At 71.6% G+C, this 23,296-nt stretch carries 17 protein-coding genes and 1 pseudogene; 13 read left to right on the top strand and 5 right to left on the bottom strand.

What is annotated here, in order from left to right; all coding sequences use genetic code 11:
- Positions 1-33 precede the first annotated feature (33 nt).
- The 3 genes from ACFV8T_RS20510 to ACFV8T_RS20520 are packed head-to-tail and all read right to left on the bottom strand — an operon-like array spanning position 34 to position 2,865.
- On the bottom strand, positions 34-1,359 hold the full coding sequence (locus ACFV8T_RS20510) for a coenzyme F420-0:L-glutamate ligase (RefSeq protein WP_385329203.1): 1,326 nt from the start codon (positions 1,357-1,359) through the stop codon (positions 34-36).
- On the bottom strand, positions 1,356-2,312 hold the full coding sequence (gene cofD, locus ACFV8T_RS20515; RefSeq protein ID WP_385329205.1) for a 2-phospho-L-lactate transferase: 957 nt from the start codon (positions 2,310-2,312) through the stop codon (positions 1,356-1,358). Before cofD ends, ACFV8T_RS20510 begins: the two co-directional genes overlap by 4 nt.
- 52 nt (positions 2,313-2,364) lie before the next feature.
- On the bottom strand, positions 2,365-2,865 hold the full coding sequence (locus tag ACFV8T_RS20520) for a cysteine dioxygenase (RefSeq protein WP_385329207.1): 501 nt from the start codon (positions 2,863-2,865) through the stop codon (positions 2,365-2,367).
- 716 nt (positions 2,866-3,581) lie between these two features.
- On the opposite strand from ACFV8T_RS20520, the gene ACFV8T_RS20525 reads away from it, so the two are divergent.
- From ACFV8T_RS20525 to ACFV8T_RS20535, 3 genes are all read left to right on the top strand, one after another.
- Positions 3,582-3,845, top strand: coding sequence for a WhiB family transcriptional regulator (locus tag ACFV8T_RS20525; RefSeq protein ID WP_030927001.1), 264 nt, complete (start codon positions 3,582-3,584; stop codon positions 3,843-3,845).
- Positions 3,846-4,171: 326 nt separating this feature from the next.
- The gene (locus tag ACFV8T_RS20530; protein WP_385329210.1) at positions 4,172-8,092 is read left to right on the top strand and encodes a glycosyltransferase; all 3,921 of its coding nucleotides are present in this window, start codon (positions 4,172-4,174) and stop codon (positions 8,090-8,092) included.
- Positions 8,089-9,603, top strand: a complete 1,515-nt coding sequence (locus tag ACFV8T_RS20535) for a DUF5719 family protein (RefSeq protein ID WP_385329213.1) — start codon at positions 8,089-8,091, stop codon at positions 9,601-9,603. Before ACFV8T_RS20530 ends, ACFV8T_RS20535 begins: the two co-directional genes overlap by 4 nt.
- A 54-nt stretch (positions 9,604-9,657) precedes the next feature.
- Here the strand turns inward: ACFV8T_RS20535 and ACFV8T_RS20540 are convergent, their stop codons facing one another.
- Entirely contained in the window at positions 9,658-10,086 is a 429-nt protein-coding gene (locus tag ACFV8T_RS20540; protein ID WP_266425795.1) for a metallopeptidase family protein, read from the bottom strand.
- Between the two features lie 345 nt (positions 10,087-10,431).
- On the opposite strand from ACFV8T_RS20540, the gene ACFV8T_RS20545 reads away from it, so the two are divergent.
- The 9 genes and pseudogenes from ACFV8T_RS20545 (at position 10,432) to ACFV8T_RS20585 (ending at position 20,811) form a co-directional block, all read left to right on the top strand.
- Entirely contained in the window at positions 10,432-10,809 is a 378-nt protein-coding gene (locus ACFV8T_RS20545) for a DUF3499 domain-containing protein (RefSeq protein WP_385329216.1), read from the top strand.
- Positions 10,810-10,933: 124 nt separating this feature from the next.
- Positions 10,934-12,210, top strand: a pseudogene (locus ACFV8T_RS20550) (L-lactate permease); the annotation flags it as partial.
- 66 nt (positions 12,211-12,276) lie between these two features.
- The gene (locus tag ACFV8T_RS20555) at positions 12,277-13,668 is read left to right on the top strand and encodes a phosphomannomutase/phosphoglucomutase (protein ID WP_385329272.1); all 1,392 of its coding nucleotides are present in this window, start codon (positions 12,277-12,279) and stop codon (positions 13,666-13,668) included.
- A 649-nt stretch (positions 13,669-14,317) separates the two neighbouring features.
- Complete coding sequence (locus ACFV8T_RS20560; protein WP_018552946.1) at positions 14,318-14,500, top strand: Trm112 family protein; 183 nt, start codon at positions 14,318-14,320, stop codon at positions 14,498-14,500.
- 73 nt (positions 14,501-14,573) lie between these two features.
- A complete protein-coding gene (locus ACFV8T_RS20565; RefSeq protein ID WP_385329218.1) occupies positions 14,574-15,710 on the top strand; it encodes an SIS domain-containing protein in 1,137 nt (378 codons plus the stop codon).
- Positions 15,711-15,860: 150 nt separating this feature from the next.
- Positions 15,861-17,042 carry a mannose-6-phosphate isomerase, class I gene (manA, locus tag ACFV8T_RS20570; RefSeq protein WP_385329221.1) on the top strand — a complete coding sequence of 394 codons (1,182 nt, stop codon included), beginning with the start codon at positions 15,861-15,863 and terminating at the stop codon, positions 17,040-17,042.
- A gap of 87 nt (positions 17,043-17,129) precedes the next feature.
- Positions 17,130-18,140, top strand: coding sequence for a cation diffusion facilitator family transporter (locus ACFV8T_RS20575; protein ID WP_385329223.1), 1,011 nt, complete (start codon positions 17,130-17,132; stop codon positions 18,138-18,140).
- A 437-nt stretch (positions 18,141-18,577) separates the two neighbouring features.
- Entirely contained in the window at positions 18,578-20,035 is a 1,458-nt protein-coding gene (gene ahcY / locus ACFV8T_RS20580) for an adenosylhomocysteinase (protein WP_266418476.1), read from the top strand.
- Positions 20,036-20,199: 164 nt separating this feature from the next.
- Complete coding sequence (locus tag ACFV8T_RS20585) at positions 20,200-20,811, top strand: hypothetical protein (RefSeq protein ID WP_385329226.1); 612 nt, start codon at positions 20,200-20,202, stop codon at positions 20,809-20,811.
- Here the strand turns inward: ACFV8T_RS20585 and ACFV8T_RS20590 are convergent.
- Positions 20,808-21,752 carry an RDD family protein gene (locus tag ACFV8T_RS20590; protein WP_385329229.1) on the bottom strand — a complete coding sequence of 315 codons (945 nt, stop codon included), beginning with the start codon at positions 21,750-21,752 and terminating at the stop codon, positions 20,808-20,810. The two genes, ACFV8T_RS20585 and ACFV8T_RS20590, sit on opposite strands and share 4 nt — an antisense overlap.
- 120 nt (positions 21,753-21,872) lie before the next feature.
- On the opposite strand from ACFV8T_RS20590, the gene ACFV8T_RS20595 reads away from it, so the two are divergent.
- Positions 21,873-22,880 (top strand): stage II sporulation protein M, encoded by a 1,008-nt coding sequence (locus ACFV8T_RS20595; RefSeq protein WP_385329232.1) that lies wholly within the window; start codon positions 21,873-21,875, stop codon positions 22,878-22,880.
- Positions 22,881-23,296 lie beyond the last annotated feature (416 nt).

Consider the following 23,296-nt stretch of genomic DNA (forward strand, 5'->3'; position numbering starts at 1 on the left):
CGCCCACCCCGGCCCGGCTCCCGGCGCCCCGCCTCAGCGCACCTCGACGAACGCCTCCGCGTCCCGCCCCGGCCGCGCCGCGGGCTCGGCCGCCGCGCGCCCCACCGCCACCGCCCCCAGCGGATCCCATGTCTCCGGCAGGTCCAGCACCTCGCGCACCACGGAGCGGCAGAACATCGTCGACGACACCCACGCCGAGCCCAGCCGCTCGCCCGCCAGCGCCACCAGGAAGTTCTGGATGCCGGCCCCCGCGGCGACCACGAACATCTCGCGCTCCGCCGTGTCCCGCCGCTCGTCCCCGTACGTGTGGGAGCCGTCCATCACCAGACACGGCACCACCAGATACGGTGCCCGGCGCAGCACATCGCCCCGCCGCACCCGCTTGGCGATCGACTCCTCGCTCCTGCCGTCACGTCGCAGATCCTCGATCCACGCGTCCCGCATCGCGTCGAGCAGCCGGGTCCGCGACCCCTCGGACTCCAGCAGGACGAACCGCCACGGCGTCGTGTGATGCGGCGCGGGCGCCGTCACCGCCGCGGCCACGGCCCGCCGCACCGCACCCGGGTCCACCGGATCGTCGGTGAACTCGCGCACCGTACGCCGCAGGGTCACCGCTTCCCGTACCGCCTCCGACGTGCCGAGCCGGAACATGTCGTCGGCCGCGACCCGCACCATCGCCCGAGCGCCGCCCGCGGTGTCCGCCGGGTCCACCACATGACCGAGCCCCCGCACGACCGCGACGGGCAGCCCGTCCGCCTTGCCCTTGACCAGATCACCGGCCGAGGCCAGCTCGTCGGCGGTGGCGACCACGGTGGCGCTGAGCGCATTGCCGTACGCGTCCGTGCCGCCGCGCAGATCGTCCAGCACCCGGACCCCGGCCGCCCCGATCGCCACATCGGTCAGTCCGTTGCGCCACGGGCGCCCGAAGGTGTCCGTGACGACGACCCCGACCTCGACGCCGAGCGTGTCCCGCAGCCCGTCGCGGATCGCCCGCGCCGAGGCGTCGGGGTCCTCGGGCAGCAGCAGCACCGTCCCGGCGGGGGTGTTCGAGGCGTCGACCCCGGCCGCGGCCATGACCAGACCCTGCCGGTTCTCGACGATGCGCAGCGCGCCGCGCCGTGCCACCACCCGGACCGTCTCGGCGTCGATCGCCGCCTCCCGGTCGGTCGCCTCGACGATCCGGCCCTCCGCCTTGGAGACGATCTTCGAGGTGACCAGCAGGACATCACCGTCGACCAGACCCGGTCCGGTCGCGGCGATCAGCTTCGCCAGGTCGTCCCCGGCCCGCACCTCGGGCATCCCGGGCAGCGCCCGGACCCGGTACGAGGGCGCCGCGCCGGAGGCCGCGTCGGCGCTCACGCCCGTACCTCCTCGGCCAGCACCAGCGCCTGCCGGGCCATCTCGGCCGTCGCGTCGACATCGGTCATCATCAGCGGCACGGAACGGCAGCGGATGCCCGCGGCCTCCACCTCGCCGACCGCCCCGGCGTCCACCGTGTCGACGAGCCAGCCGTCGAGCAGCCCGGAACCGTAGTGCGTGGCCACGGCCGACGCCGTCGACTCGACGCCCACCGCGGCGAGCACCTTGTCCGCCATGCCGCGCACGGGCGCGTCCCCGACGATGGGGGAGAGGCCGACGACCGACACCCCGGCCTCGGCGATGGCCTCCCGGATCCCGGGCACGGCAAGAATCGTCCCCACCGACACGACGGGGTTGGACGGCGGGAAGAGAATCACGTCGGCCTCGGCGATGGCCTCCAGCACTCCCGGAGCCGGCTTCGCCTGCTCGGCGCCGACCGGCACGATCGCCTGCGCCTCGACGGAGGCACGCAGCTTCACCCAGTACTCCTGGAAGTGGATCGCTCTGCGCTCGCCGTCCATGTCGACCGCGACATGCGTCTCGACCCGGTCGTCGGACATCGGCAGCAGCCGGACCCCCGGCTTCCAGCGTGCGCAGAGCGCCTCGGTGACGGCGCTCAGCGGATAGCCCGCGCCCAGCATCTGCGTGCGGACGATGTGCGTCGCGAAATCACGGTCGCCGAGCCCGAACCACTCCGGCCCCACGCCGTACGCCGCGAGCTCCTCCTTGACGTGGAAGCTCTCGTCCGTACGCCCCCAGCCCTGCTCCTCGTTGATGCCACCGCCGAGGGTGTACATCACGGTGTCGAGGTCGGGGCAGACCTTCAGCCCGAACAGATGGATGTCGTCACCGGTGTTGCCGATCACCGTGATGTCCGCGTCGGGCGCGGCCTGCTTGAGGCCACGCAGAAAACGAGCACCACCGATACCGCCGGCCAGAACCACAATGCGCATGCAGACAGTCTGTCAGGCGCAGCCTGATCCTTGTGGGGGCGGTGGTGGGCTGTCAGGCGGGTACGACGTCCACGGCTGCCGGGGCGCACTGCGCCGCGTGCATCGGCATCTCGGTCAGACCCGGGTAGTAGATGTGCAGGCTGACGGCCGGTTCGAGGGAGTCGTTGACCACCTCGTGCGCATAGCCGGGCGCGAAGACCCGCTGCGCACCCGCGTCCAGCGCGCGGGTGGTGCGCTCGGTGCGCTCGGTCAACCGGCCGTCCAGGACGGTCAGTACACCGGAGGACCGTCCGTGGTCGTGGAGCCCGCTGCCTTGGCCGGGCACCCAGCTGAGCAGCCAGACCTCGTAGCCGAGTCCGGTGCGCAGCCGGTGGTACCAGCGGGTGGTGGTGTCGTACCGGACGAGCGGTGCCCACTGGGCACGGTCGGCGGCGATGGCGCGGGCGAGTCCGACGAACTCGGCCACGGTGGAGGGGTGCTCGCGGGCCGGCTGGAGGAGGTGCTGGACCTCAAGGATGTCGCCGGCGATCTGAAGGTCGCTGTCGCTGTTCATGGGTGAGGTGGTTCCTCGGCATGGGGGGTGCGTGTGCGGGGCGTCGCGGAGCCCGGAGAACCTCGGCCGCGCGGAGGATCGCGGACGAAGAAGTCCTGCGGAAGCGGAAGTGCTGCGGAGAAGCTCTGCGAGAGGAGCTGGATCAGAGCCGGTGCCCTGGGGGCATCAACAGCTGTGACAGCTGGAACAGCAACAGCGGGCCTGGACAGCGGTGCGGAACCCACGGACGTGGGTGGCGTACATCGCGGCGGTCGCTGGCATGCATTAAAGGAGACCGGCTGGATCCGCCGCTGTCAACTTGATGCCCGATTTGGGGGTAATGTTTCACCTCATCCGGTTACTGGATGAGGTGAAAGGTTTGTGCAACCGCCGCGACGGAGATGTGGCGCATCAGCCGTGCCCCCAAACCTCATTGGGCTCCCGTGACCCGACTGTGATCCTGGTCGCTTCGGTGATCGAATCGAAACATCGGGGTGGCTCCGGTCGTCTCACTCGGTGAGAAGCGGGGGTGCGGTGAGGCCCATGGCATATGTCAGGTTTTTGGTGATTTGCACACTTTTCGCATACGCTTGGTTCCGCAGAGTGAATACCTGGGCCAATAGCAGATCTTCGCTTGACTGGCCCGGAGCTACACACTTGTAATTTCACTCGTGTCGTTCGGCCGCAATCAGTAACGGCTGCATCACGGGGACGCAAGAGACAGACGAGGGGCGCACATGACCGAGCTGTTCCAGCAACTGCTGGTCGAGGACGCGGACGAGGAACTCGGCTGGCAGGAGCGCGCGCTGTGCGCGCAGACCGATCCCGAGTCCTTCTTTCCCGAGAAGGGCGGATCCACCCGCGAGGCCAAGAAGGTCTGTCTCGCCTGTGAGGTCCGGTCCGAATGCCTTGAATATGCCCTTTCCAATGACGAACGCTTCGGAATCTGGGGCGGTCTCTCGGAACGTGAACGGCGCCGCCTGAAGAAGGCCGCCGTCTGACCGCGGAACCCCGCGGCGACGAAAACGCCTCATCGCCGGAACACCCTGGCAACCGCACACCCCGACACCGGACATCCCGGACCGCGACCGACCATGGCCCGCCGCCTGCGCCCTGCCCGCAGACGACGGGCCATCGCCGTGTCCGCCGCGGCTCCACCACCGCCCGGCCGCAGTCCCGTTCGAGCGCTCGGCGCCGCCGCGGTTATCCGTACCGTTAGTGTGGGGCCCCGTCCGAGACGCGCCAACGCCCCGACAGGGCGCGCGTGTACACCGATGCAGCCCCCGGGGTGACGCCCCCCGGACCCGGCCGGAGGGCCCGTACCTCGATGTCCGTGCACAGCCAATCGGCGGCGCCGTACGCGGCCGCCACCGCCCCAGAGTTCCCCCGGCATGTCGTCACCGCCGTGCTCGTCTCCCACGACGGCGCACGCTGGCTGCCCGACGCGCTTGCCGGGCTGCTCGGGCAGGAACGCCCCGTACAGAACGTCGTCGCCGCCGACACCGGAAGCGCCGACGACTCCGCGCGGCTGGTCACCGAGGCGCTCGGCGCCGAACGGGTCCTGCACCTCGCGCGCCGTACGAGCTTCGGCACCGCCGTCGACGAGGCCACCCGCACGGCCGGCGTCCTCACCCCCGAGGACCTGCCGTACCTGAAGCGCCCCAGCAGCTGGGACCCCGTCAGCCGGAGCTGGCGCGACGACGCCTACGACCTGCCCGAACTGCCGCACGGCGAACCGGTGCAGTGGCTCTGGCTGCTCCACGACGACTGCGCACCCGAGCCCGACGCGCTCGCCGAACTGCTGCGCGTCGTCGACGCCGACCCGCACGCCTCGATCGTCGGCCCCAAGCTGCGCGGCTGGTACGACCGCAAGCAGCTGCTGGAGGTCGGTGTCTCCATCGCCAACAGCGGACGCCGCTGGACCGGACTCGACCGCCGCGAGCAGGACCAGGGCCAGCACGACCAGGTCCGTACCGTGCTCTCCGTCTCCACCGCCGGCATGCTGATCCGCCGTGACATCTGGGAGGAGCTCGGCGGGTTCGACCGCAGGCTCCCCCTGATGCGTGACGACGTCGACCTGTGCTGGCGCGCGCACGTCGCGGGACACCGGGTGCTCGTCGCCCCCGACGCCGTTCTCAGGCACGCCGAGGCCTCCGCCCGCGAGCGCCGCCCGATCGACTGCGCGGGGCGCTCCGTCTCCTCCCCGCACCGCGTCGACAAGGCCGGCGCCGTCTACACGATGCTGGTCAACGCCCGCGCCAAGGTACTGCCCTGGGTGATGCTCCGGCTCGTCCTGGGGACCCTGCTGCGCACCCTCGCGTATCTCGTCGGCAAGGTGCCCGGCCAGGCCGTCGACGAGGTCGCCGGGCTCTTCGGCACCCTGCTGCGCCCCGGGCGGATCCTCTCGGCCCGGCGCAGCCGCGGCAAGGGAGCTGTCGACCAGGCCGAGTTGCGCGGCCTCTTCCCGCCGCCCGGTGCCACCGTCCGCGCCACCGTCGATCAGGTCGCCGGGAACTTCGGCAGCGGCTCCGACGCCGACGCGGGCGGCTCCCGGCACGGCGCCGTGGAGTCCGGTCCCGGTGGCGACGACGCGGACTTCCTGGAGATCGAGCAGTTCGCGCGGCTCAAGCGGATCGGGCGCAAGCCGGGCCCGGTGCTCTTCGCCGTCCTGCTCCTCGTCTCGCTCGTCGCCTGCCGCGGCCTGCTCGGCGGCGGAGCGCTGACCGGCGGCGCACTGCTGCCCGCCCCCGCCGACGTCTCCGACCTGTGGAGCAAGTACGCGGACGGCTGGCACACGATCGGCACCGGCGGCACGCAGACCGCGCCGCCCTACCTCGCCGTGCTCTCGGCCCTGTCCGCGCTCTTCCTCGGCTCGACCGGCTTCGCGCTCACCCTGCTGCTGGTCTGCTCCGTACCGCTCGCCGGACTCACCGCGTACTTCGCCTCCCGGCCGCTGCTCGAATCGAGGCTGCTGCGGGCCTGGGCGAGCATCGCGTACGCCTTCCTGCCCGCCGCGACCGGCGCCCTGGCGACCGGCCGTCTCGGCACCGCCGTGCTGGCCGTGCTGCTCCCGCTGATCGCCCGTACCGCCGTCTCCGCGTACGGCATGCGAGCCACCGGTGACGCCCGCGGCAGCTGGCGCGCCACCTGGGCGTACGCACTGCTCCTCACCTTCGTGATGGCGTTCACGCCGATCGTCTGGCCGCTCGCCGCGGTCCTCGGCATCGGTGTGCTCGCCCTGCGCCGCGACGACATCGCCGCGTACGGGCTCCGCTTCCTCGCCGCGATCGGTACCCCGCTGCTCGTTCTCGCGCCCTGGTCGCTCTCGCTCCTCACCAGCCCGTCCGGCTTCCTGAAGGAGGCGGGCCTGGACATCGGTACGGGCACGGCCTCCGCGCTCGACCTGCTCGGCATCAGCCCCGGCGGCCCCAAGGCGGCGGGCAGTCTGCTGCTGCTCGGCATCGTGCTCGCCGCACTGGCCGCGCTGCTGCGCGGGGAGCGGCAGTTCGCGGTACGCACCGCGTGGGCGGTCGCGCTCGTGGCGCTGGTCTTCGCCGCGCTGGCCAACGGTTCGGGCTGGGCCGGTCCCGCCACCCTGGTCTACGGCATCGCGCTGATCGCTGCCGCGCTGGTCGGCGCGGACGGTGCCCGGGTACGCGTCGCCGAGCTCAGCTTCGGCTGGCGGCAGCCGGTCGCCGTGCTGATCGCCCTCGCCGCCGCGCTCGCCCCGGCGCTGGCCGCCGCGGGCTGGATGATCAGTGGCGCGGCGGGCCCGCTGGAGCGCCGCGACCCGGTGCAGGTGCCCGCGTTCGTGGCGGAGGAGAGCACCACCCGGGACCAGCCGCGCACCCTGGTCCTCGGCGGCACCTCGCCCGCAGCCGTCTCGTACACCCTGGTACGCGGCTCCGGCGCGCGGCTCGGTGACGCCGAACTGGTCGAGGCGGGCGGCAGCAACAGCCACCTCGACAAGGTCGTCGCCAACCTGGTCGCGGGCTCCGGAGCCGACCAGGGCAGCCAGCTCAGCGGCTTCGCGATCCGTTACGTACTGGTCCGTGACGGCGCTCCGAAGGAGATGAGCCGGGTACTCGACTCGACCCCGGGGCTCAGCCGGCTGAGCCAGCTGGACGGCAGCGCGCTGTGGCGGGTCGACCGCCAGGTCGCCCGCGTCATGATCGTCCCGTCCGGCACCGACGGGGAACCGCTGCCCGTCGGCTCCCTCCCCGTCGAGGCGCACACCAGGATCCCGGCGGGCGGCTCCGGCCGCGTGCTGCGGATCGCGGACGTCGCCGACCCCGGCTGGCAGGCCACGCTCGACGGCCGGACGCTGACCGCGAAGACCGTCGACGGCTGGGCCCAGGGCTTCGAGCTCCCCGCCGAGGGCGGCACGCTGGACCTCACGTACGACACCCCGCTCACCCACACCGCCTGGATCTGGGCCCAGTCCGCGCTGGCCGTCGTCCTGCTGGTCCTCGCCCTGCCCGGCCGCCGCCGGGAGATCGACGACGACCTCCCCGAGGAGAACGTGCCGGTCCCCGCGGAGCCGGTCGCCGGGGAGGGGCGCCGGGCCCGCAGGCTGCGCGCGGCCGCCCAGGCGGAGGCCGAGGCCGAGGCCGAGTCGGCCGGGAACGGTCCGGCCGAGGAGGCACCGGACGCGGCGGGCCGGTACATCCCGGCCCAGCAGGCGGGGGAGCACACCCCCGCCGAGCAGACCGCCGAGCCACAACCGCGCGGGAGCGACGACCGGGACGCCTTCGTCCAGCAGGCCGACGACCAGGACGCCTTCGCCCCGCAGGCCGACACCGGCCAGTACGCGGCGGTGCCGCAGCAGCAGTACGGCGAATGGGACGCGCAGCAGTACCAGGACGCCGGCTACCAGCAGTACCAGGGCGAGCAGTATCAGACCGGCCAGTACCAGACCGGTCAGTACCAGGACGGTCAGTACGACCCGCAGCAGAACGGCCAGTACGGCACGCAGCAGGACCACCTCGCCGCCGATCCGTACCAGCAGAACACCTACGACCCGTACGGCTACGCCGCGCAGCAGCAGTACGACCCGCAGGCCCAGGCCCAGGCCCAGACCCCGTACGACCCCCAGGCCTCGTACGACCCCCAGGCCCACTACGGGCAGCAGGGCGGGCAGCAGGGCGCACCGCAGGGCCAGTACGACCCGCAGAACCCCGACGAGAACCCCGCCCCGGGCCAGAACCCGTGGCCGACCGGCAACGCATCGCGAGGCGAGTCCGAGTGAAGTCCACCAGCCTGTCCCTCATCGCGGGCACCGTCGCCCTCGCCGCCGTCACCGGTTTCGCCGCGCTCACCGCGCCCGGCGATGGGGACGCGGCACCGGCGAAGGCCGCCGCACGGCTGCCGGTCGAACGGTCCAGCCTGCTCTGCCCGGCCCCCGGCCTCTCGGACCTCGCGGAGACGACCTACACCTCCGTCACCCCGGCGGGCGGCAGTGGCGGCGAGGCCGGCGCGGCCGAACTGCACAACGCCACCGCGGCCGACGGCGGGAAGAAGGGCGGGAAGGACGAGAAGGGCAAGAACAAGGCGGATTCCGGAAAGCCGGTCATCTCGCTCAAGGAGCCCGGCAAACCGGCCACTGCCGAGGTCTCCGGCGCCGACGCCCCCGCGCTGTTCGGCACCGCCACCGGCCGCCTTGCCCCCGGCTGGACCACCCAGCAGACCACCATGGTGGAGGCGGGCGGCGCCCGCGGCCTGCTCGGCGTCAGCTGCACCGGGCCTGGCACGAACTTCTGGTTCCCGGCCGCGAGCACCGCGAAGACCCGCGAGGACTACGTCCACCTGACCAACCCGGACGACACCGCGGCCGTCGCCGACATCGAGCTGTACGGTCCGGACGGCTCCCTGAAGTCCGATGTCGGCGAGGGCATCACGGTGCCCGCCCGCTCCAGCGTGCCGGTCCTGATCTCCACGCTGACGAGCAAGGCCGCCGAGGACGTGACCGTGCACGTCACCACCCGTACCGGACGCGTCGGCGCGGTCGTCAGGACCGCGGACGAGGGGACCGGCAGCGACTGGCTGGCCGCCTCCACCGACCCGACGGGCACCCTGGTGCTCCCCGGCATCCCCGCGGACGCCACCTCGGTCCGTCTCGTGGTCTTCGCACCGGGCGACGGCGACGCCGATCTGAAGGTGAAACTGCTCGGCAGGACCGGCGCGATCTCCCCGGTCGGGCACGAGGCCATCCACGTCAAGTCGCGGATGACCGCGGGTGTCGACCTGAAGGACATCACCAAGGGCGAGGCCGGCTCCCTGCTGCTGACCCCCGCCGAGGGCGGGAAGGGCACCCCGGTGGTCGCCGCACTGCGCGTGGTCCGCGGCACCGGCGACAAGCAGGAGGTCGGCTACATCCCGGCGACCGGACCGGTGGGCGCGCGGGCGAGCGTGGCCGACAACCGGGACAAGGACTCGGTCCTCTCGCTCACCGCGCCGGGGGCCACCGCCACCGTCAAGGTCACCGCGTCGGCGGGCAGCGGGGGCGGCGAACAGTCCGTCAAGAAGTACACGGTCAAGGGCGGTACGACGCTGGCGGTCACCCCGCCCGTACCGTCCGGCCTCAAGGGCGGCTACGCCCTGACGGTGGAGACGGAGTCGGGCGGTCCGGTCCACGCCGCACGCACGCTCACCCTCACGCAGGACGGTGTCCAGATGTTCACCGTGCAGACCCTGCCGGACGACCTCGGAACGGTCGAGGTCCCCGTGGCCGAGCAGGACCTCTCGGTCCTCGACGACTGAGCGGGCGGTACGGGCGGGGGCCGGGACACCGGGCTCCCGTCCGTACGGCCGGCGCTACTCCTGCCCGTACCGCGGATCCACGGAGTCCGGTGCGAGCCCGAGCAGCTCCGCGACCTGCTCCACCACGACCTCGTGGACCAGCAGGGCGCGCTCGTCGCGGTTCTTGGTGCGGATCTCGACGGGCCGCCGGTAGACCACGATCTGCGCGGGCCGGCCCTTCTCCGCGGAGACCGCCCGCCCCAGCGGCACGGTCTCCTCCTGCGTTCCCGGCACGTCGAGCACCATGAAGTCGACGTCGGCCAGCTGAGGCCAGCGCCGTTCCAGCCGCTCCACCGAGTCCTGCACGAGATCGCGGAAGTTCTCCGCCCTGCTGGCCGAGAGCGGCACCTGGGGCGGGGCGACGGGCCCCCGCATGCCGCGGCCATGGCGGTCACGACGACGTGGGCGCGGCTCGGGCGGGTGGGGAGGTACGGGACTGTCCATCACTGACGCAGGGTAACTCTCCACGGGCCGGGCGGACCGCCGCTCCCCGACAGGGCATCGGCGTTTTCCGGGACAGGGCAACGGCATGTCCAATCCTGAACAATCCGGCCAATCGGGGGCCCGTTTCAGACCCTGCTCCTGACCGTTGATCTCCAGCTGAATGACAGCTTTTGTGTCGAGTGGTGACCGGAATCGGTGCCGCCAGGTCCGGCCTTTTTCCGTTCCCTCGCAGGTCGGATGGACTGTCCGGAGGGCGCTCGTGCCGGAGTTCACCGGGCGACACGGTGGGGTGACCTGAGGGAGAGTCGTCGCAGCCCGCTCAAGAGTGCGGTACCGTCCAACATCGTGAGCCCTGTACGTCGCTGTTCGCGCACCGCGTGCGGCCGCCCTGCCGTCGCGACACTGACGTACGTCTATGCCGACTCGACTGCGGTCCTCGGCCCGCTCGCCACCTATGCCGAGCCCCACTGCTACGACCTCTGCGCCGAACACAGTGAACGGCTGACGGCGCCACGCGGCTGGGAGGTCGTCCGGCTCTCCGACCCCTCCGCTCCCACCCGCCCCAGCGGCGACGATCTCGAAGCGCTCGCCAATGCCGTACGGGAAGCGGCGAGGCCTCAGGATCGTGGCACCGACGGGAGGGGCGGCGGCCCGCACGCCGCCGATCCGATGGAGGTCGCGCGCCGCGGCCATCTGAGGGTGCTGCGTTCACCGGACTCCTGAGCCGGTCCCTGTCCTGTCGGTCAGCACGACTCATTGCTCCATTGCCCCATAGTTGTCGTGAACACGACCATCTCCTCATTCGTGGGAACGCGCTTTCCGCGTCACGGAATCCGAGAAGGTCCGTGTGTTCGTCCGGCAACTCGACCCCGTAGCCGATTCGCCCGTCCTGTCCGCTCTCCTCGCCTCGCTTCCCCTGGTCACCGTGCTGGTACCGCTCGGCGCGGTACGGACGCGTGCGCACCGGGCCGGGCTCATCGGACTGGCCGTCGCCGTGGCCGTCGGCTCGCTCGCGCACGGGATGCCGCTCGGTTAGAACCTCGCCGCGGGCGCCCAGGGCGTGCTCTTCGTGCTCTTCCCGATCATGTGGATCGTCGTCAACGCCCTGTGGGTGTACCGGACGACCGTGCGCACCCGGCACTTCGACATCCTCCGCCGGTTCTTCGGCCGGTTCTCCGGTGGCCCGCGCATCCAGGCGCTCGTCATCGCCTTCTGCTCCGACGCGCTCCTGGAAGCCCTCGCGGGCTTCGGTGCGCCCGTCGCGTTCGGCGCCATGGGCACGCCCGTGGTGACACTCGCCCAGATCACCGGCCTTCCGCTGGACGCCGTGGCCTCCGTCGTGGGCCGCCAGACCCCGCTGCTCGCCCTCCTCGTCCCCCTGATCCCGGTCTTCCTGATCCTGGTCTTCCTGGTCTTCCTGGTCTTCCTGGTGGACGGGAGGCGCGGACTGCGAGACCTGGCTGCCCGCACTCGGCTGCGGAGTCGCCTTCGCCGCCGCCCAGTTCGCCGCGTCCAACCACTTCTCCGCCCAACTCGCCGACATCGCCGCCGCACTGGCGGGCGCGGCAGCGCTGATGACCGTCCCCGGGCACGCGGGCCGGCCTGGTCATCGCCGCCGTGCTCGGCGTACGGGCCCGGGACGCGGCGCGCGAACGGGCGGGCACGGTGCCCGAACTGCGGTACGCGATCCTCACGGCGACCTCCGTACTGGCGCTCGCGTACGTCATGAACTTCTCCGGACAGTCCGCCATCATCGGCCAGTCCGTGGCCGCCGCGGGAGCCGGACTCGCCTTCCTCTCCCCGGTGCTCGGCTGGTTCGGCGTCGCCGTCTCCGGCTCCGGCTCCGACACCTTCGCGAACGCGCTCTTCGGCGCACTCCAGGTATCGGCGGCACGCGAACCGGGCCTCTCGCCGGAGCTGCTCGCCGCGGCCGACAGCTCCGACGGGGTGCTCGGCAAGATGATCTCCCCGCAGAACCTGACGATCGCCGGTGCGGCGGCCGGCCTGGCCGGACGCGAGGGTGCCCTCCTGCGCAAGGTGGTGCCGTGGAGCCTGGGGCTGCTGCTCGTGATGTGCCTGATCGTGGTGGCGCAGAGCACGGCGGTCCTGGGCTGGATGCTGCCCCGAGCACGGCGTACCAGCCCGCCGGGTAGTTTGGGCGGTCCGAAGAAATCTCAGGAGGACCGGCCCGTGGCTGCTGATCTGTCGCAGATCGTGAAGGCGTACGACGTGCGCGGAGTGGTGCCCGACCAGTGGGACGAATCGCTGGCCGAGCAGTTCGGGGCGGCGTTCGTCGAGGTGACGGACGCGGACGCGATCGTGATCGGCCACGACATGCGGCCCTCGTCGCCCGGCCTCTCGGGGGCTTTCGCACGCGGAGCCGCGTCGCGCGGCGCGGACGTCACACTCATCGGCCTCTGCTCGACCGACCAGCTGTACTTCGCCTCGGGCAGCCTGGGCCTCCCGGGCGCGATGTTCACCGCCTCGCACAACCCGGCGCGCTACAACGGCATCAAGCTCTGCCGGGCGGGCGCCGCACCCGTGGGCCAGGACACCGGGCTCCTGGAGATCCGCGCCCTGGTCGAGAAGTGGTCCGGGACCGGCGCCCCGCAGCCGGTCGCCGCCCCCGGCACCGTCACCGAGCGCGACACCCTCACCGACTACGCGGCCCACCTGCTGTCCCTGGTCGACCTGACGTCCGTCCGGCCGCTGAAGGTGGTCGTCGACGCGGGCAACGGCATGGGTGGCCACACCGTCCCCACCGTCTTCGCGGACCTGCCCGTCGACCTCGTACCGATGTACTTCGAACTCGACGGCACGTTCCCCAACCACGAGGCCAACCCCCTCGACCCGAAGAACCTCGTCGACCTCCAGGCCCGGGTCGTGGCCGAGGGCGCCGACCTCGGCCTCGCCTTCGACGGCGACGCGGACCGCTGCTTCGTCGTCGACGAGCGGGGCGCGGGCATCTCGCCGTCCGCGATCACCGCCCTGGTCGCAGCCAGGGAACTCGCCCGCAACGGCGGCAAGGGCACCGTCATCCACAACCTGATCACGTCCCTCTCGGTCCCCGAGGTCGTCCGCGAGAACGGCGGCACCCCGGTCCGTACCCGCGTGGGCCACTCCTTCATCAAGGCGGAGATGGCAGAGCACGGCGCGATCTTCGGCGGCGAACACTCCGCGCACTACTACTTCCGCGATTTCTGGAACGCCGATACGGGCATGCTCGCCGCGCTCCACGTCCTGGCCGCGCTGGGCGGTCAGCCGGGCCCCCTGTCCGAACTGGTCGCCAGGTACGACCGCTACGCCGGCTCCGGCGAGATCAACTCCACGGTCGCCGACCAGCCGGGCCGCACGGCCGCGGTACGCGCGTCCTTCGCACCCCGCGACGGCGTCACGACCGACGACCTGGACGGCCTGACGGTCACGGCCCCCGACTGGTGGTTCAACCTCCGCGCCTCCAACACGGAACCCTTGCTGCGCCTGAACGTGGAGGCCCGCGACGAACAGACAATGACAGCCGTACGCGACGAGGTCCTGGCCCTGGTCCGAACCCCGGCCCCCTCCCTCCCACCCCACGCTTGAGACACGGCCTCCGACCAGGTCTGTCTGCTGGGGGCTTCGCCTTCGGCGTCCCGGTCGCTGTGGGTTCCGGCCTCCGACCAGGTCTGTCTGCTGGGGCTTCGCCTTCGGCGTCCCGGTCGCTGTGGGCTCCGGCTTCAGCCCGGTCTGTCTGCTGGGGGCTCCGCCTTCAGCCCCCTCCGGTCACTCGGGGCGAGGCCTCCAGCCCCTCCGTCCGCCTGGGCTCTGCCTTCAGCCCCCGGCTTTGCCCTGCCACGGCTCCACCTCCAGCCCTCTCAGGCTCCGCCTTCAGCTCTGGCTCTGCCCCCATCCCCGGCTCCACTCCCAGCCTCTGGGCCCCGGCGTCATTCCCAGCGCCTCCGCCACTTGTTTTCAGCCCCTCCGGCGCTTGAGGAGCGGGGTCCGGGGCAGAGCCCCGGTTACGGGAAGGGGCGGGTAGGGGAACAGGCCCGCCGCAGGCGCACCCACCCGCACCGCGCACCCACCCGCACCGCGCACCCACCCGCACCGCGCACCCACCCGCACCGCGCACCCACCCGCACCGCGCACCCGCACCGCACCCCCCACCCGCGGGCCCCCGGCCCGCCCCGCACCCCACCGCCCCCGGCGGTAGGCTGACGTCGCCTGATCCGTTGCTTGAAGGGACCCGCCCATGCCGCTCGAAGCCGGCCTCCTGGAGATCCTCGCCTGCCCGGCCTGCCACTCCCCGCTCGATGACCGGTCGGCAGCCGACAGCCCCGAGCTGGTCTGCACCGGCAAGGACTGCGGCCTGGCCTACCCGGTACGGGACGGCATCCCCGTCCTCCTCGTCGACGAGGCCCGCCGCCCCGCGTAACGGCGTCCGGGCCCGCAGCGGGCCCCGCCCGCACCCCGCACGGTGATCAGCACGTGATCGGAGGACCGTCCCCATGCTCGACGAGTCGCTGCTCGACGCCCCGGAAGCCCTGGCCCGAGCCGACCGCCGCGGCCTGCTCCGCGGCGCCGCCGAGGCCGGGGCCCGGGTCCGTACCGCCGCCCGGCACGCCACCGAGGCGGGGATCACCCAACTGAACCCGGAGGGCCGCCCCCGCGCCGTACTCGTCGCGGGCTCCGGCACCGCCGCATCCGGCGTCGCCGACCTGATCACCGCCCTGGCAGGCGCCTCCGCGCCCGTCACCCGCATCCACCCCACCGGCGTCGCCCCCGCCGGGGGCGCGATGCGCTGGACGTTGCCCGGCTGGGCCGGCTCCGTGGACCTGCTGCTGATCGTCACGGCAGACGGCTCCGAGCCGGGCCTCGCCCTCCTCGCCGAGCAGGCGTACCGCCGAGGCTGCAGCGTGGTCGCCGTCACCCCTCGCCAGTCGCCCCTGCGCGAGGCGATCGACGGGGCGCACGGACTCGTCGTACCGATGGCCTCCGCCCCGCACGGCGAGTACGACGCCGAGACATCGGCCGCGGGTCCGGGCACGCTCTGGGCCCTGTTCACCCCGCTGCTCGCGCTGCTGGACCGGGTCGGCCTGCTCACCGCGTCCGCCGAGGCGCTGCAGAGCGTCGCCGACCGCCTGGACCGCACCGCGGAACGCTGCGGTCCGGCCATCGCCACGTACAGCAACCCGGCCAAGACCCTCGCGGCCGAACTCGCCGACAGCCTGCCCCTCATCTGGACGGAGGGCGACGCCGCCGGACCGGTCGGCCGCCGGTTCGCCGCCGTCCTGGCCGAGCTGGCCGGCCGCCCGGCCCTCGCCGCCGAACTGCCCGAGGCACTTCCCGCCCACGGCACACTGCTGGCGGGCACCTTCGCCGCCGGGGCCGACCCCGACGACTTCTTCCGCGACCGGGTCGATGAGCCGGAGCCGCTGCACGCCCGCGTCGTACTGCTCCGCGACCGTCCCACCGGCGGCCTGAGCGCGGCTCCCGCCGCCCGCGAACTGGCCCTCGGCCACGACACGGCGATCAGCGAACTCGAACCCGACGAGGGCACCGAGCTCGAAGCCCTCGCCGAACTGCTCGCGGTCACCGACTTCGCCGCCGTCTACCTGGCACTCGCGTCGGCAGCCGGCGCCTGACCCCGACGAGCCGCCCGGCCGACCGCACCTCACCGGAAGCGCAGCCGCCACCAGGACACAGCACGCAGCACGCGTAGCACCCAGCACGCGTAGCACCCAGCACACAGCACTGCACACCCCCGATCCACGCACTTCACAAGGACGAACACCATGGACCGGCTCTCCAACACCGTGCGCCCTTACGCCTGGGGCTCCACCACCGCCATCCCCGAACTGCTCGGCATCGCCCCCACCGGCGAACCCCAGGCCGAGATGTGGATGGGCGCCCACCCCGGCGCCCCCTCGCTCCTCACCCGCATAACCGGCACCGGAGAGGCCGGCTCCGAACAGCCCCTCACCGATGTCATCGCCGCCGACCCCGAGCGCGAACTGGGCCGGGCCACCGCCGAGAAGTTCGGCCCCCGCCTCCCCTTCCTCCTCAAACTGCTCGCCGCGGGCGCCCCGCTCTCCCTCCAGGTCCACCCCGACCTCGCCCAGGCCAAGCGGGGCTACGAGGACGAGGAGCGCCGGTCCGTACCGATCGACGCGCCCCACCGCACGTACAAGGACGCCAACCACAAGCCCGAGCTGATCTGCGCGCTCACCCCCTTCGCCGGCCTGTGCGGCTTCCGCCGGCCCACCGAGGCGGCCGAGGCGATGGCGGCACTCGGCGTCGACTCCCTCAAGCCGTACGTCGACCTGCTCGGCGCCCACCCCGAAGAGGCCGCCCTGCGCGAGGTCCTCACCGCGATCCTCGGCGCCGACCCCGCGGAGATGGCCGAAACGGTGAACCTGGCCGCGGCCGCCGCCGAACGCCTCGGCGGCGCCCACGCCCCGTACGCCCGGATCGCCCACCACTTCCCCGGCGATCCCGGTGTCATCGCGGCGATGCTGCTGAACTACGTGGAACTCCAGCCCGGCGAAGCCCTGTTCCTCGGCGCGGGCGTCCCGCACGCCTACCTCGACGGCCTCGGCGTCGAGATCATGGCCAACTCGGACAACGTGCTGCGCTGCGGACTCACGCCCAAGCACATCGACGTACCCGAACTGCTGCGCATCGTCCGCTTCGAGGCGACCGAGCCCGGTGTCCTGCGTCCCGAGGCCTCGTCGTCCGGCGAGGAGCTGTACGAGACGCCCGTGGACGAATTCCGGCTCTCGCGCTTCGACCTCTCGCCCGGCGCCGCCCCCGTCGACCTGACCAGGGACACCCCGCAGATCCTGCTCTGCACCGGGGGAGCCCCGAAGGCGGGCGAGGTCGATCTCGCACCCGGCGCCTCCGTATTCGTACCCTCCGGCGAAAAGGTCGAAGTGTCCGGTACGGGGACTCTGTTCCGTGCCACAGTGGTGGCCTGACGTACCGTCCGCACCAGCGACTGCAACAATGTCCGGCCGTACCGCGGCGCCAGGGCCGCAGCACCGAAGAAGGGACACCAGGCACCCATGAGTGCGTCAGGCGGAACCAAGGCGATCGTGGCGGCACTCGGCGCCAACCTCGCGATCGCAGTGGCCAAATTCGTGGCGTTCCTGTTCAGTGGCTCGTCGTCGATGCTCGCGGAGAGCGTCCACTCGGTCGCCGACTCGGGCAACCAGGGCCTGCTGCTGCTCGGCGGCAAGAAGGCCCAGCGCGAGGCCACCCCCCAGCACCCCTTCGGCTACGGCCGTGAGCGCTACATCTACGCATTCCTCGTCTCCATCGTGCTCTTCTCGGTCGGTGGCATGTTCGCGGTGTACGAGGGCTACGAGAAGATCAAGCACCCGCACGAGATCGAGGCCTGGTACTGGCCGGTCGGCGTACTCGTCTTCGCGATCGTCGCCGAGGGCTTCTCCTTCCGTACGGCCATCAAGGAGTCCAACCAGACCCGGGGATCGCTCTCCTGGAGGGAGTTCGTCCGCCGGGCGAAGGCCCCCGAACTCCCCGTCGTCCTCCTGGAGGACCTCGGTGCGCTGATCGGTCTGGTGCTCGCACTCGCGGGCGTCGGCCTGGCCCTCGCGACCGGCAACGGCGTCTGGGACGGCATCGGAACCCTCTGCATCGGCACCCTGCTGATCATCATCGCGATCGTGCTCGCCGCCGAGACGAAGTCCCTCCTGCTCGGTGAGGCGGCCGGCGCCGACCAGGTCGAGAAGATCAAGGCCGCGGTCGTCGACGGCGACACGGTCACCGGCGTCATCCACATGCGGACGCTCCACCTCGGCCCGGAGGAACTGCTCGTCGCCGCCAAGATCGCGGTGCAGCACGACGACACGGCCACCGAGGTCGCCAACGCCATCAACGCCGCCGAGAGCCGGATCCGCGCGGCTGTCCCGATCGCCCGGGTCATCTATCTGGAACCGGACATCTTCAGCGAGGCCGCCGCCGCAGCCGGCACCAACCCCGGCAAGGCCCCGGGCGACGCCCCCGACGGGATCGACGGCGGCACCCCGGACACCCCGACGGAATCCGGCCACTGACAGCCCCACCGCCCCGCCCGCCCTACGCGCCCGCCCTGCGCGACCGCCACACCGGCCCACCGCACCCTCCCTCCACCTGCCCATACGCCCTCCGAGCACCTTCCCGGCCCTCTGTCCGAATTCCTCCCGACCCCTTCCAGAGCCCCTCTCGATCCACCCTCCCTTCCGCTCCCGGTCCGTCATCCCGGCCGCTTCCCGGTCACTTCCCGTCCCGGGGCGGACTGGGGCGGACTGGGAGCGGCTGGGCCGATCGGTGTAGATTCGACGGCAGTGTCAGACGTCGCTGCTGATGGCGGTCGATCGGTCCGTATGCGCGGACCGGCCGAGGGAGAGAGGGCCTCCGACGGACTGCGCTGCGAGCGCTCGGGCATTCCTGTGCCCGCCGCCGCAGAGCCATCCGTGCCCCACCTCGACCCCATTACGAGGAGCAGCCCGTTATGACGACGGTCGCCAATCGACAGGACTTCAAGGTCGCCGACCTCTCCCTCGCGGCGTTCGGCCGCAAGGAGATCACCCTCGCCGAGCACGAGATGCCCGGCCTGATGTCGATCCGCAAGGAGTACGCCGCAGCGCAGCCGCTGGCCGGCGCCCGCATCACCGGTTCGCTGCACATGACCGTGCAGACGGCCGTGCTGATCGAGACCCTGGTCGCCCTCGGCGCCGAGGTCCGCTGGGCCTCCTGCAACATCTTCTCCACCCAGGACCACGCCGCCGCGGCCATCGCCGTCGGCCCGAACGGCACCCCGGAAGCCCCGGCGGGCGTCCCGGTCTTCGCCTGGAAGGGCGAGACGCTGGAGGAGTACTGGTGGTGCACGGAGCAGGCCCTGACCTGGCCGAACACCCCCACCGGCGGCCCGAACATGATCCTCGACGACGGTGGTGACGCCACCCTCCTCGTCCACAAGGGCGTCGAGTTCGAGAAGGCAGGCGCGGCCCCGGACCCGTCGACCGCGGACAGCGAGGAGTACGGCTACATCCTCACCCTGCTGAACCGGACCCTCGGCGAGACCCCGCAGAAGTGGACCCAGCTGGCGTCCGAGATCCGCGGCGTCACCGAAGAGACCACGACCGGTGTGCACCGGCTGTACGAGATGCACCGCGACGGCACCCTCCTCTTCCCGGCGATCAACGTCAACGACGCCGTCACCAAGTCCAAGTTCGACAACAAGTACGGCTGCCGCCACTCGTTGATCGACGGCATCAACCGCGCCACGGACGTCCTGATCGGCGGCAAGACCGCCGTCGTCTGCGGTTACGGCGATGTGGGCAAGGGCTGCGCGGAGTCCCTGCGCGGCCAGGGCGCCCGGGTGATCGTCACGGAGATCGACCCGATCTGCGCCCTGCAGGCGGCGATGGACGGCTACCAGGTCGCCACCCTCGACGACGTCGTCGGCCAGGCCGACATCTTCGTCACCACGACGGGCAACAAGGACATCATCATGGCCGCCGACATGGCCAAGATGAAGCACCAGGCCATCGTCGGGAACATCGGCCACTTCGACAACGAGATCGACATGGCCGGTCTGGCGCAGATCGACGGCATCGTCAAGGACGAGGTCAAGCCGCAGGTCCACACCTGGACGTTCCCCGACGGCAAGGTCCTCATCGTGCTGTCCGAGGGCCGCCTGCTGAACCTGGGCAACGCCACCGGCCACCCCTCGTTCGTCATGTCCAACTCGTTCGCGGACCAGACCCTGGCCCAGATCGAGCTGTTCACCAAGCCCGAGGAGTACCCGACCGATGTCTACGTGCTGCCCAAGCACCTGGACGAGAAGGTCGCCCGTCTCCACCTCGACGCGCTCGGCGTGAAGCTCACGACGCTCCGCCCCGAGCAGGCCGCGTACATCGGTGTCGAGGTCGACGGCCCGTACAAGCCCGACCACTACCGCTACTGATCCCGCCCGTCAGCGACCGCACCCGCCACCACCGGTCAGTGACGACCGGCCGCTGACAGACGGAACAGCCTCAGCAGCAGCTACGAGCGCAGGCCCCCGCACCCCCGTGTCGGGGGCCTGCCCCGTACCGCGCCCGCTCAGCCCGTGGAACCCCGAAGGACCCCATGCCCCGCGGCCGATATTCGCTCCACGATCTCCACGATCACACCCCCCTCGGCGAAGAACACTTCCAGTGCGCACCCGGACCCTCCGGCTGGCGCTATCTGTCCCGGACCACCGCCCCTTCCGGTGACCACCTCGGCTCCGTCGACCTCACCCTCGATGAACTCGGCCGTCCCATCCGCCTCGAACTCCACGCCGCGAGCTGGCAGGTCCGCGGTGCCGCCCTCGAAGGCGTCACCTGGGTCCGTACCGATCCGACCGGCACCCATGCCACCGAAGGCAATGTCCGCGCCCACGCCTTCACCGGCACATCCCCCGCGTTCCTCATCGCGACCGCACGTCTGCTGCGCCTCACCCCCGATTCCCCCGCGGCGCGCGTCCGCCTGGTCGCCTTCACCGACCCGGTCCTCGCACCCCGCACCGTCGACCAGTCCTGGGCCCTGGTGAACAGTGAAACGCACGCCACTGACAACGGACCCCTGACTGTGGACGAATACCAGGTCAGCGCCCTGGATACCGGCGAGCAGCACACCGTTCACATCGCCGGCGACGTGGTCCTCGCGGCCCCGGGCATCGAGCTCGAAGACCTGGAGTCCCCGCCCTCACCCCTCTAGGCGGGCGGCGCGAATCCCGTGGCGGCAGGCGGCACCTGACCGCCTGCCGCCCCCGCGGGCGGTACGGGCGCACCCGCCCCGTCGGCCCCCGCGGAAGGCACGGCCCCGACCGGTGCCCAAGCGGCAGCCCCACTCACCGGAGCCTGATCCACCACCCGCCCCTCGGAACCAACGCGAGCGGCCCCGTCCTGAGCGGCGACGAACAGCCTCCGGGCATCCCGCGCCTGCCGCTCGTTCACCACCGCCGCCAGATACGCCCCGGCAGGCACCCCCTCCGGCACCGGCACTCCGGTCCGCTCCGCCAACTCCCCGGCCAGCCGCTCCGCCATCGACCAGCCCACCTGCGCATCGAGCTGATGCATACGGGTCAGGTACTGCCGTACGGCCAGCCACAGAGAGTCCGGCACCGCCGACAGATCCAGCCCGGCGAACCGCCCGACCAACCACGGCGGCGGAGGCGGCACGGCGGCTGCCCGTCCTGTGGGCACCCGCTCCCGTACGACGAGCGTCCCCGCGAACACATCCCCGAGGCGCCGCCCCCTCGCCGACACCAGCGAGGCGATACACGCGACGACCCCGAGCGTCATCAGAATCTCGACAACCCCCATGGCCCCGCGCACCAGCGCATGCCGGAACCGGATCGGCCCCCCGTCGTCCCGGACCACCCGCAGCCCGCACGCCAGCTTCCCCAGCGAACGCCCGTGGCTGAGGGTCTCCACCGCGATCGGCCCGCCCACCAGCACGAGCAGGAAGGCCGCCACGGCGACCGCCGCGAGTGCCGCGTCATCCAGCGTCGCCGTCGCGACGGCCAGTCCGATCGACACCAGGACGAACGCCGCCCCCACCACGGCGAGATCGATGGCCAGCGCCAGCGCCCGACTCGGCAGTTTCGCCGGCCGCAGCCCCAGCACGACCGCGTCCCCGGTCACGAGCTCACTCATCGCCGCCCCACCCTTCGCCGATCATCCCTGCCCCTCGGAGCCTCAGTCTGCCAAGCTGACCCGCAGCGCGCCGCCGTAGTACGAACCCGTACGCACCCATGCCTGGAGCAGCAGCCGATCATGGATCTCGATGTCTTCGTGACCGCCCACCGCACCGAGTGGGACCGCCTGGACCATCTCCTGCACCGCGGGCGCCGGCTCACCGGCACGGAAGCGGACGAACTCGTCGAGCTCTACCAGCGCACGGCCACCCACCTCTCGCTTCTCCAGTCCAGCGCCCCGGACCCGATGCTCACGGCGCGCCTCACCCAGCTCGTGGCCCGTGCCCGAGCCACGGTCACCGGCACCCGCCGAGCCTCCTGGCGCGATGCCACACGCTTTCTCACCGCCGGTTTCCCCGCCGCTGTCTACCGGTCCAGGCACTGGTGGATACCCACCGCGGTTCTTTCCACCGTGCTTGCGGCAGTCCTCGGCTGGTGGATCGGTACGCACCCGGAGGTCCAGTCGGCCATCGCGGCTCCGGAGGACCTCCGTCGGATGACCAACCCGGGCGGGGAGTACGAGACCTATTACTCCAGCCACCCGGCCGCCTCGTTCGCCGCTCAGGTATGGACGAACAACGCCCAGGCCGCAGCCATGTGCCTGGTCCTGGGAGCGTTCCTCTGCATCCCGGTGATCTGGATCCTGTTCATCAACGTGCTCAACCTCGCGGTCGGCATCGGCCTGATGTCATCGGCAGGCCGGCTCGATACCTTCCTGGGGCTGATCCTCCCGCACGGCCTGCTCGAACTCACTGCCGTCTTCGTCGCCGCGGGTACGGGCCTGCGCCTCGGCTGGACGGTCATCGACCCGGGCCCGCGCAGTCGGCGCTCAGCTCTCGCACAGCAGGGCCGGGCCGCGATCGGCATGGCCATCGGCCTCGCGCTGGTCCTGTTCGTCTCCGGTGTCATCGAAGGCTTCGTCACCCCCTCCGGCCTCCCGACCTGGGGGCGCATCACCATCGGCATCGCGGCCGAGCTGGCCTTCCTCGCCTACGTCTACATCCTGGGCGGCCGAGCAGCGCGAGCGGGTGACGGTGGCGACGTCGATCCCACGGAACGCAGCGCCGAGCTTCCGGTCGCGGCCTGATGTGCATACGACCCCGCTGACCTGCTAGTCTCCTCCTCGCCCCAAAAAAGCCATTGACATGGCCGACGTGGGGAGGTAGATTTTAACGGTTGCCTCGGACTGGACAAGTCCGGGCCCAGCAGTTAGTGTCTACCTCGCTCTCACCGGAAATCGAATTTCCGCAGAGCCATCGATTCCTTACTCCGAGTCACGAAGCCGATTTTTCGGCCGAATGTTTCTGATAAAGTCGAATCAGCCGAAAGGCAAAGGCCACTCCAAAGGTCACCGGAATTCAAATTCGGACCGGAAACGGAACGAAAAAGAGTCTGGTAAGGTTGGAACCGCCGGAAAGGGAAGCGCGAAAGCGAAGAACTGGAAAGCACATCCCGCTTCGACCGGGAATCGGACACGAAAGAGTCTGATAGAGTCGGAAACGC

This window comes from Streptomyces sp. NPDC059832, assembly GCF_042731715.1.
In the GTDB taxonomy this organism is placed as follows: domain Bacteria; phylum Actinomycetota; class Actinomycetes; order Streptomycetales; family Streptomycetaceae; genus Streptomyces.

Coding starts and splice junctions, on each gene's coding strand:
- ACFV8T_RS20575 (WP_385329223.1), top strand. CDS start 17,130: ATGAGTGCGTCAGGCGGAACCAAGGCGATCGTGGCGGCACTCGGCGCC.
- ACFV8T_RS20565 (WP_385329218.1), top strand. CDS start 14,574: ATGCTCGACGAGTCGCTGCTCGACGCCCCGGAAGCCCTGGCCCGAGCC.
- ACFV8T_RS20595 (WP_385329232.1), top strand. CDS start 21,873: ATGGATCTCGATGTCTTCGTGACCGCCCACCGCACCGAGTGGGACCGC.
- ACFV8T_RS20585 (WP_385329226.1), top strand. CDS start 20,200: ATGCCCCGCGGCCGATATTCGCTCCACGATCTCCACGATCACACCCCC.
- ACFV8T_RS20560 (WP_018552946.1), top strand. CDS start 14,318: ATGCCGCTCGAAGCCGGCCTCCTGGAGATCCTCGCCTGCCCGGCCTGC.
- ACFV8T_RS20520 (WP_385329207.1), bottom strand. CDS start 2,865: ATGAACAGCGACAGCGACCTTCAGATCGCCGGCGACATCCTTGAGGTC.
- ACFV8T_RS20525 (WP_030927001.1), top strand. CDS start 3,582: ATGACCGAGCTGTTCCAGCAACTGCTGGTCGAGGACGCGGACGAGGAA.
- ACFV8T_RS20590 (WP_385329229.1), bottom strand. CDS start 21,752: ATGAGTGAGCTCGTGACCGGGGACGCGGTCGTGCTGGGGCTGCGGCCG.
- ACFV8T_RS20530 (WP_385329210.1), top strand. CDS start 4,172: ATGTCCGTGCACAGCCAATCGGCGGCGCCGTACGCGGCCGCCACCGCC.
- ACFV8T_RS20540 (WP_266425795.1), bottom strand. CDS start 10,086: ATGGACAGTCCCGTACCTCCCCACCCGCCCGAGCCGCGCCCACGTCGT.
- cofD (WP_385329205.1), bottom strand. CDS start 2,312: ATGCGCATTGTGGTTCTGGCCGGCGGTATCGGTGGTGCTCGTTTTCTG.
- manA (WP_385329221.1), top strand. CDS start 15,861: ATGGACCGGCTCTCCAACACCGTGCGCCCTTACGCCTGGGGCTCCACC.
- ahcY (WP_266418476.1), top strand. CDS start 18,578: ATGACGACGGTCGCCAATCGACAGGACTTCAAGGTCGCCGACCTCTCC.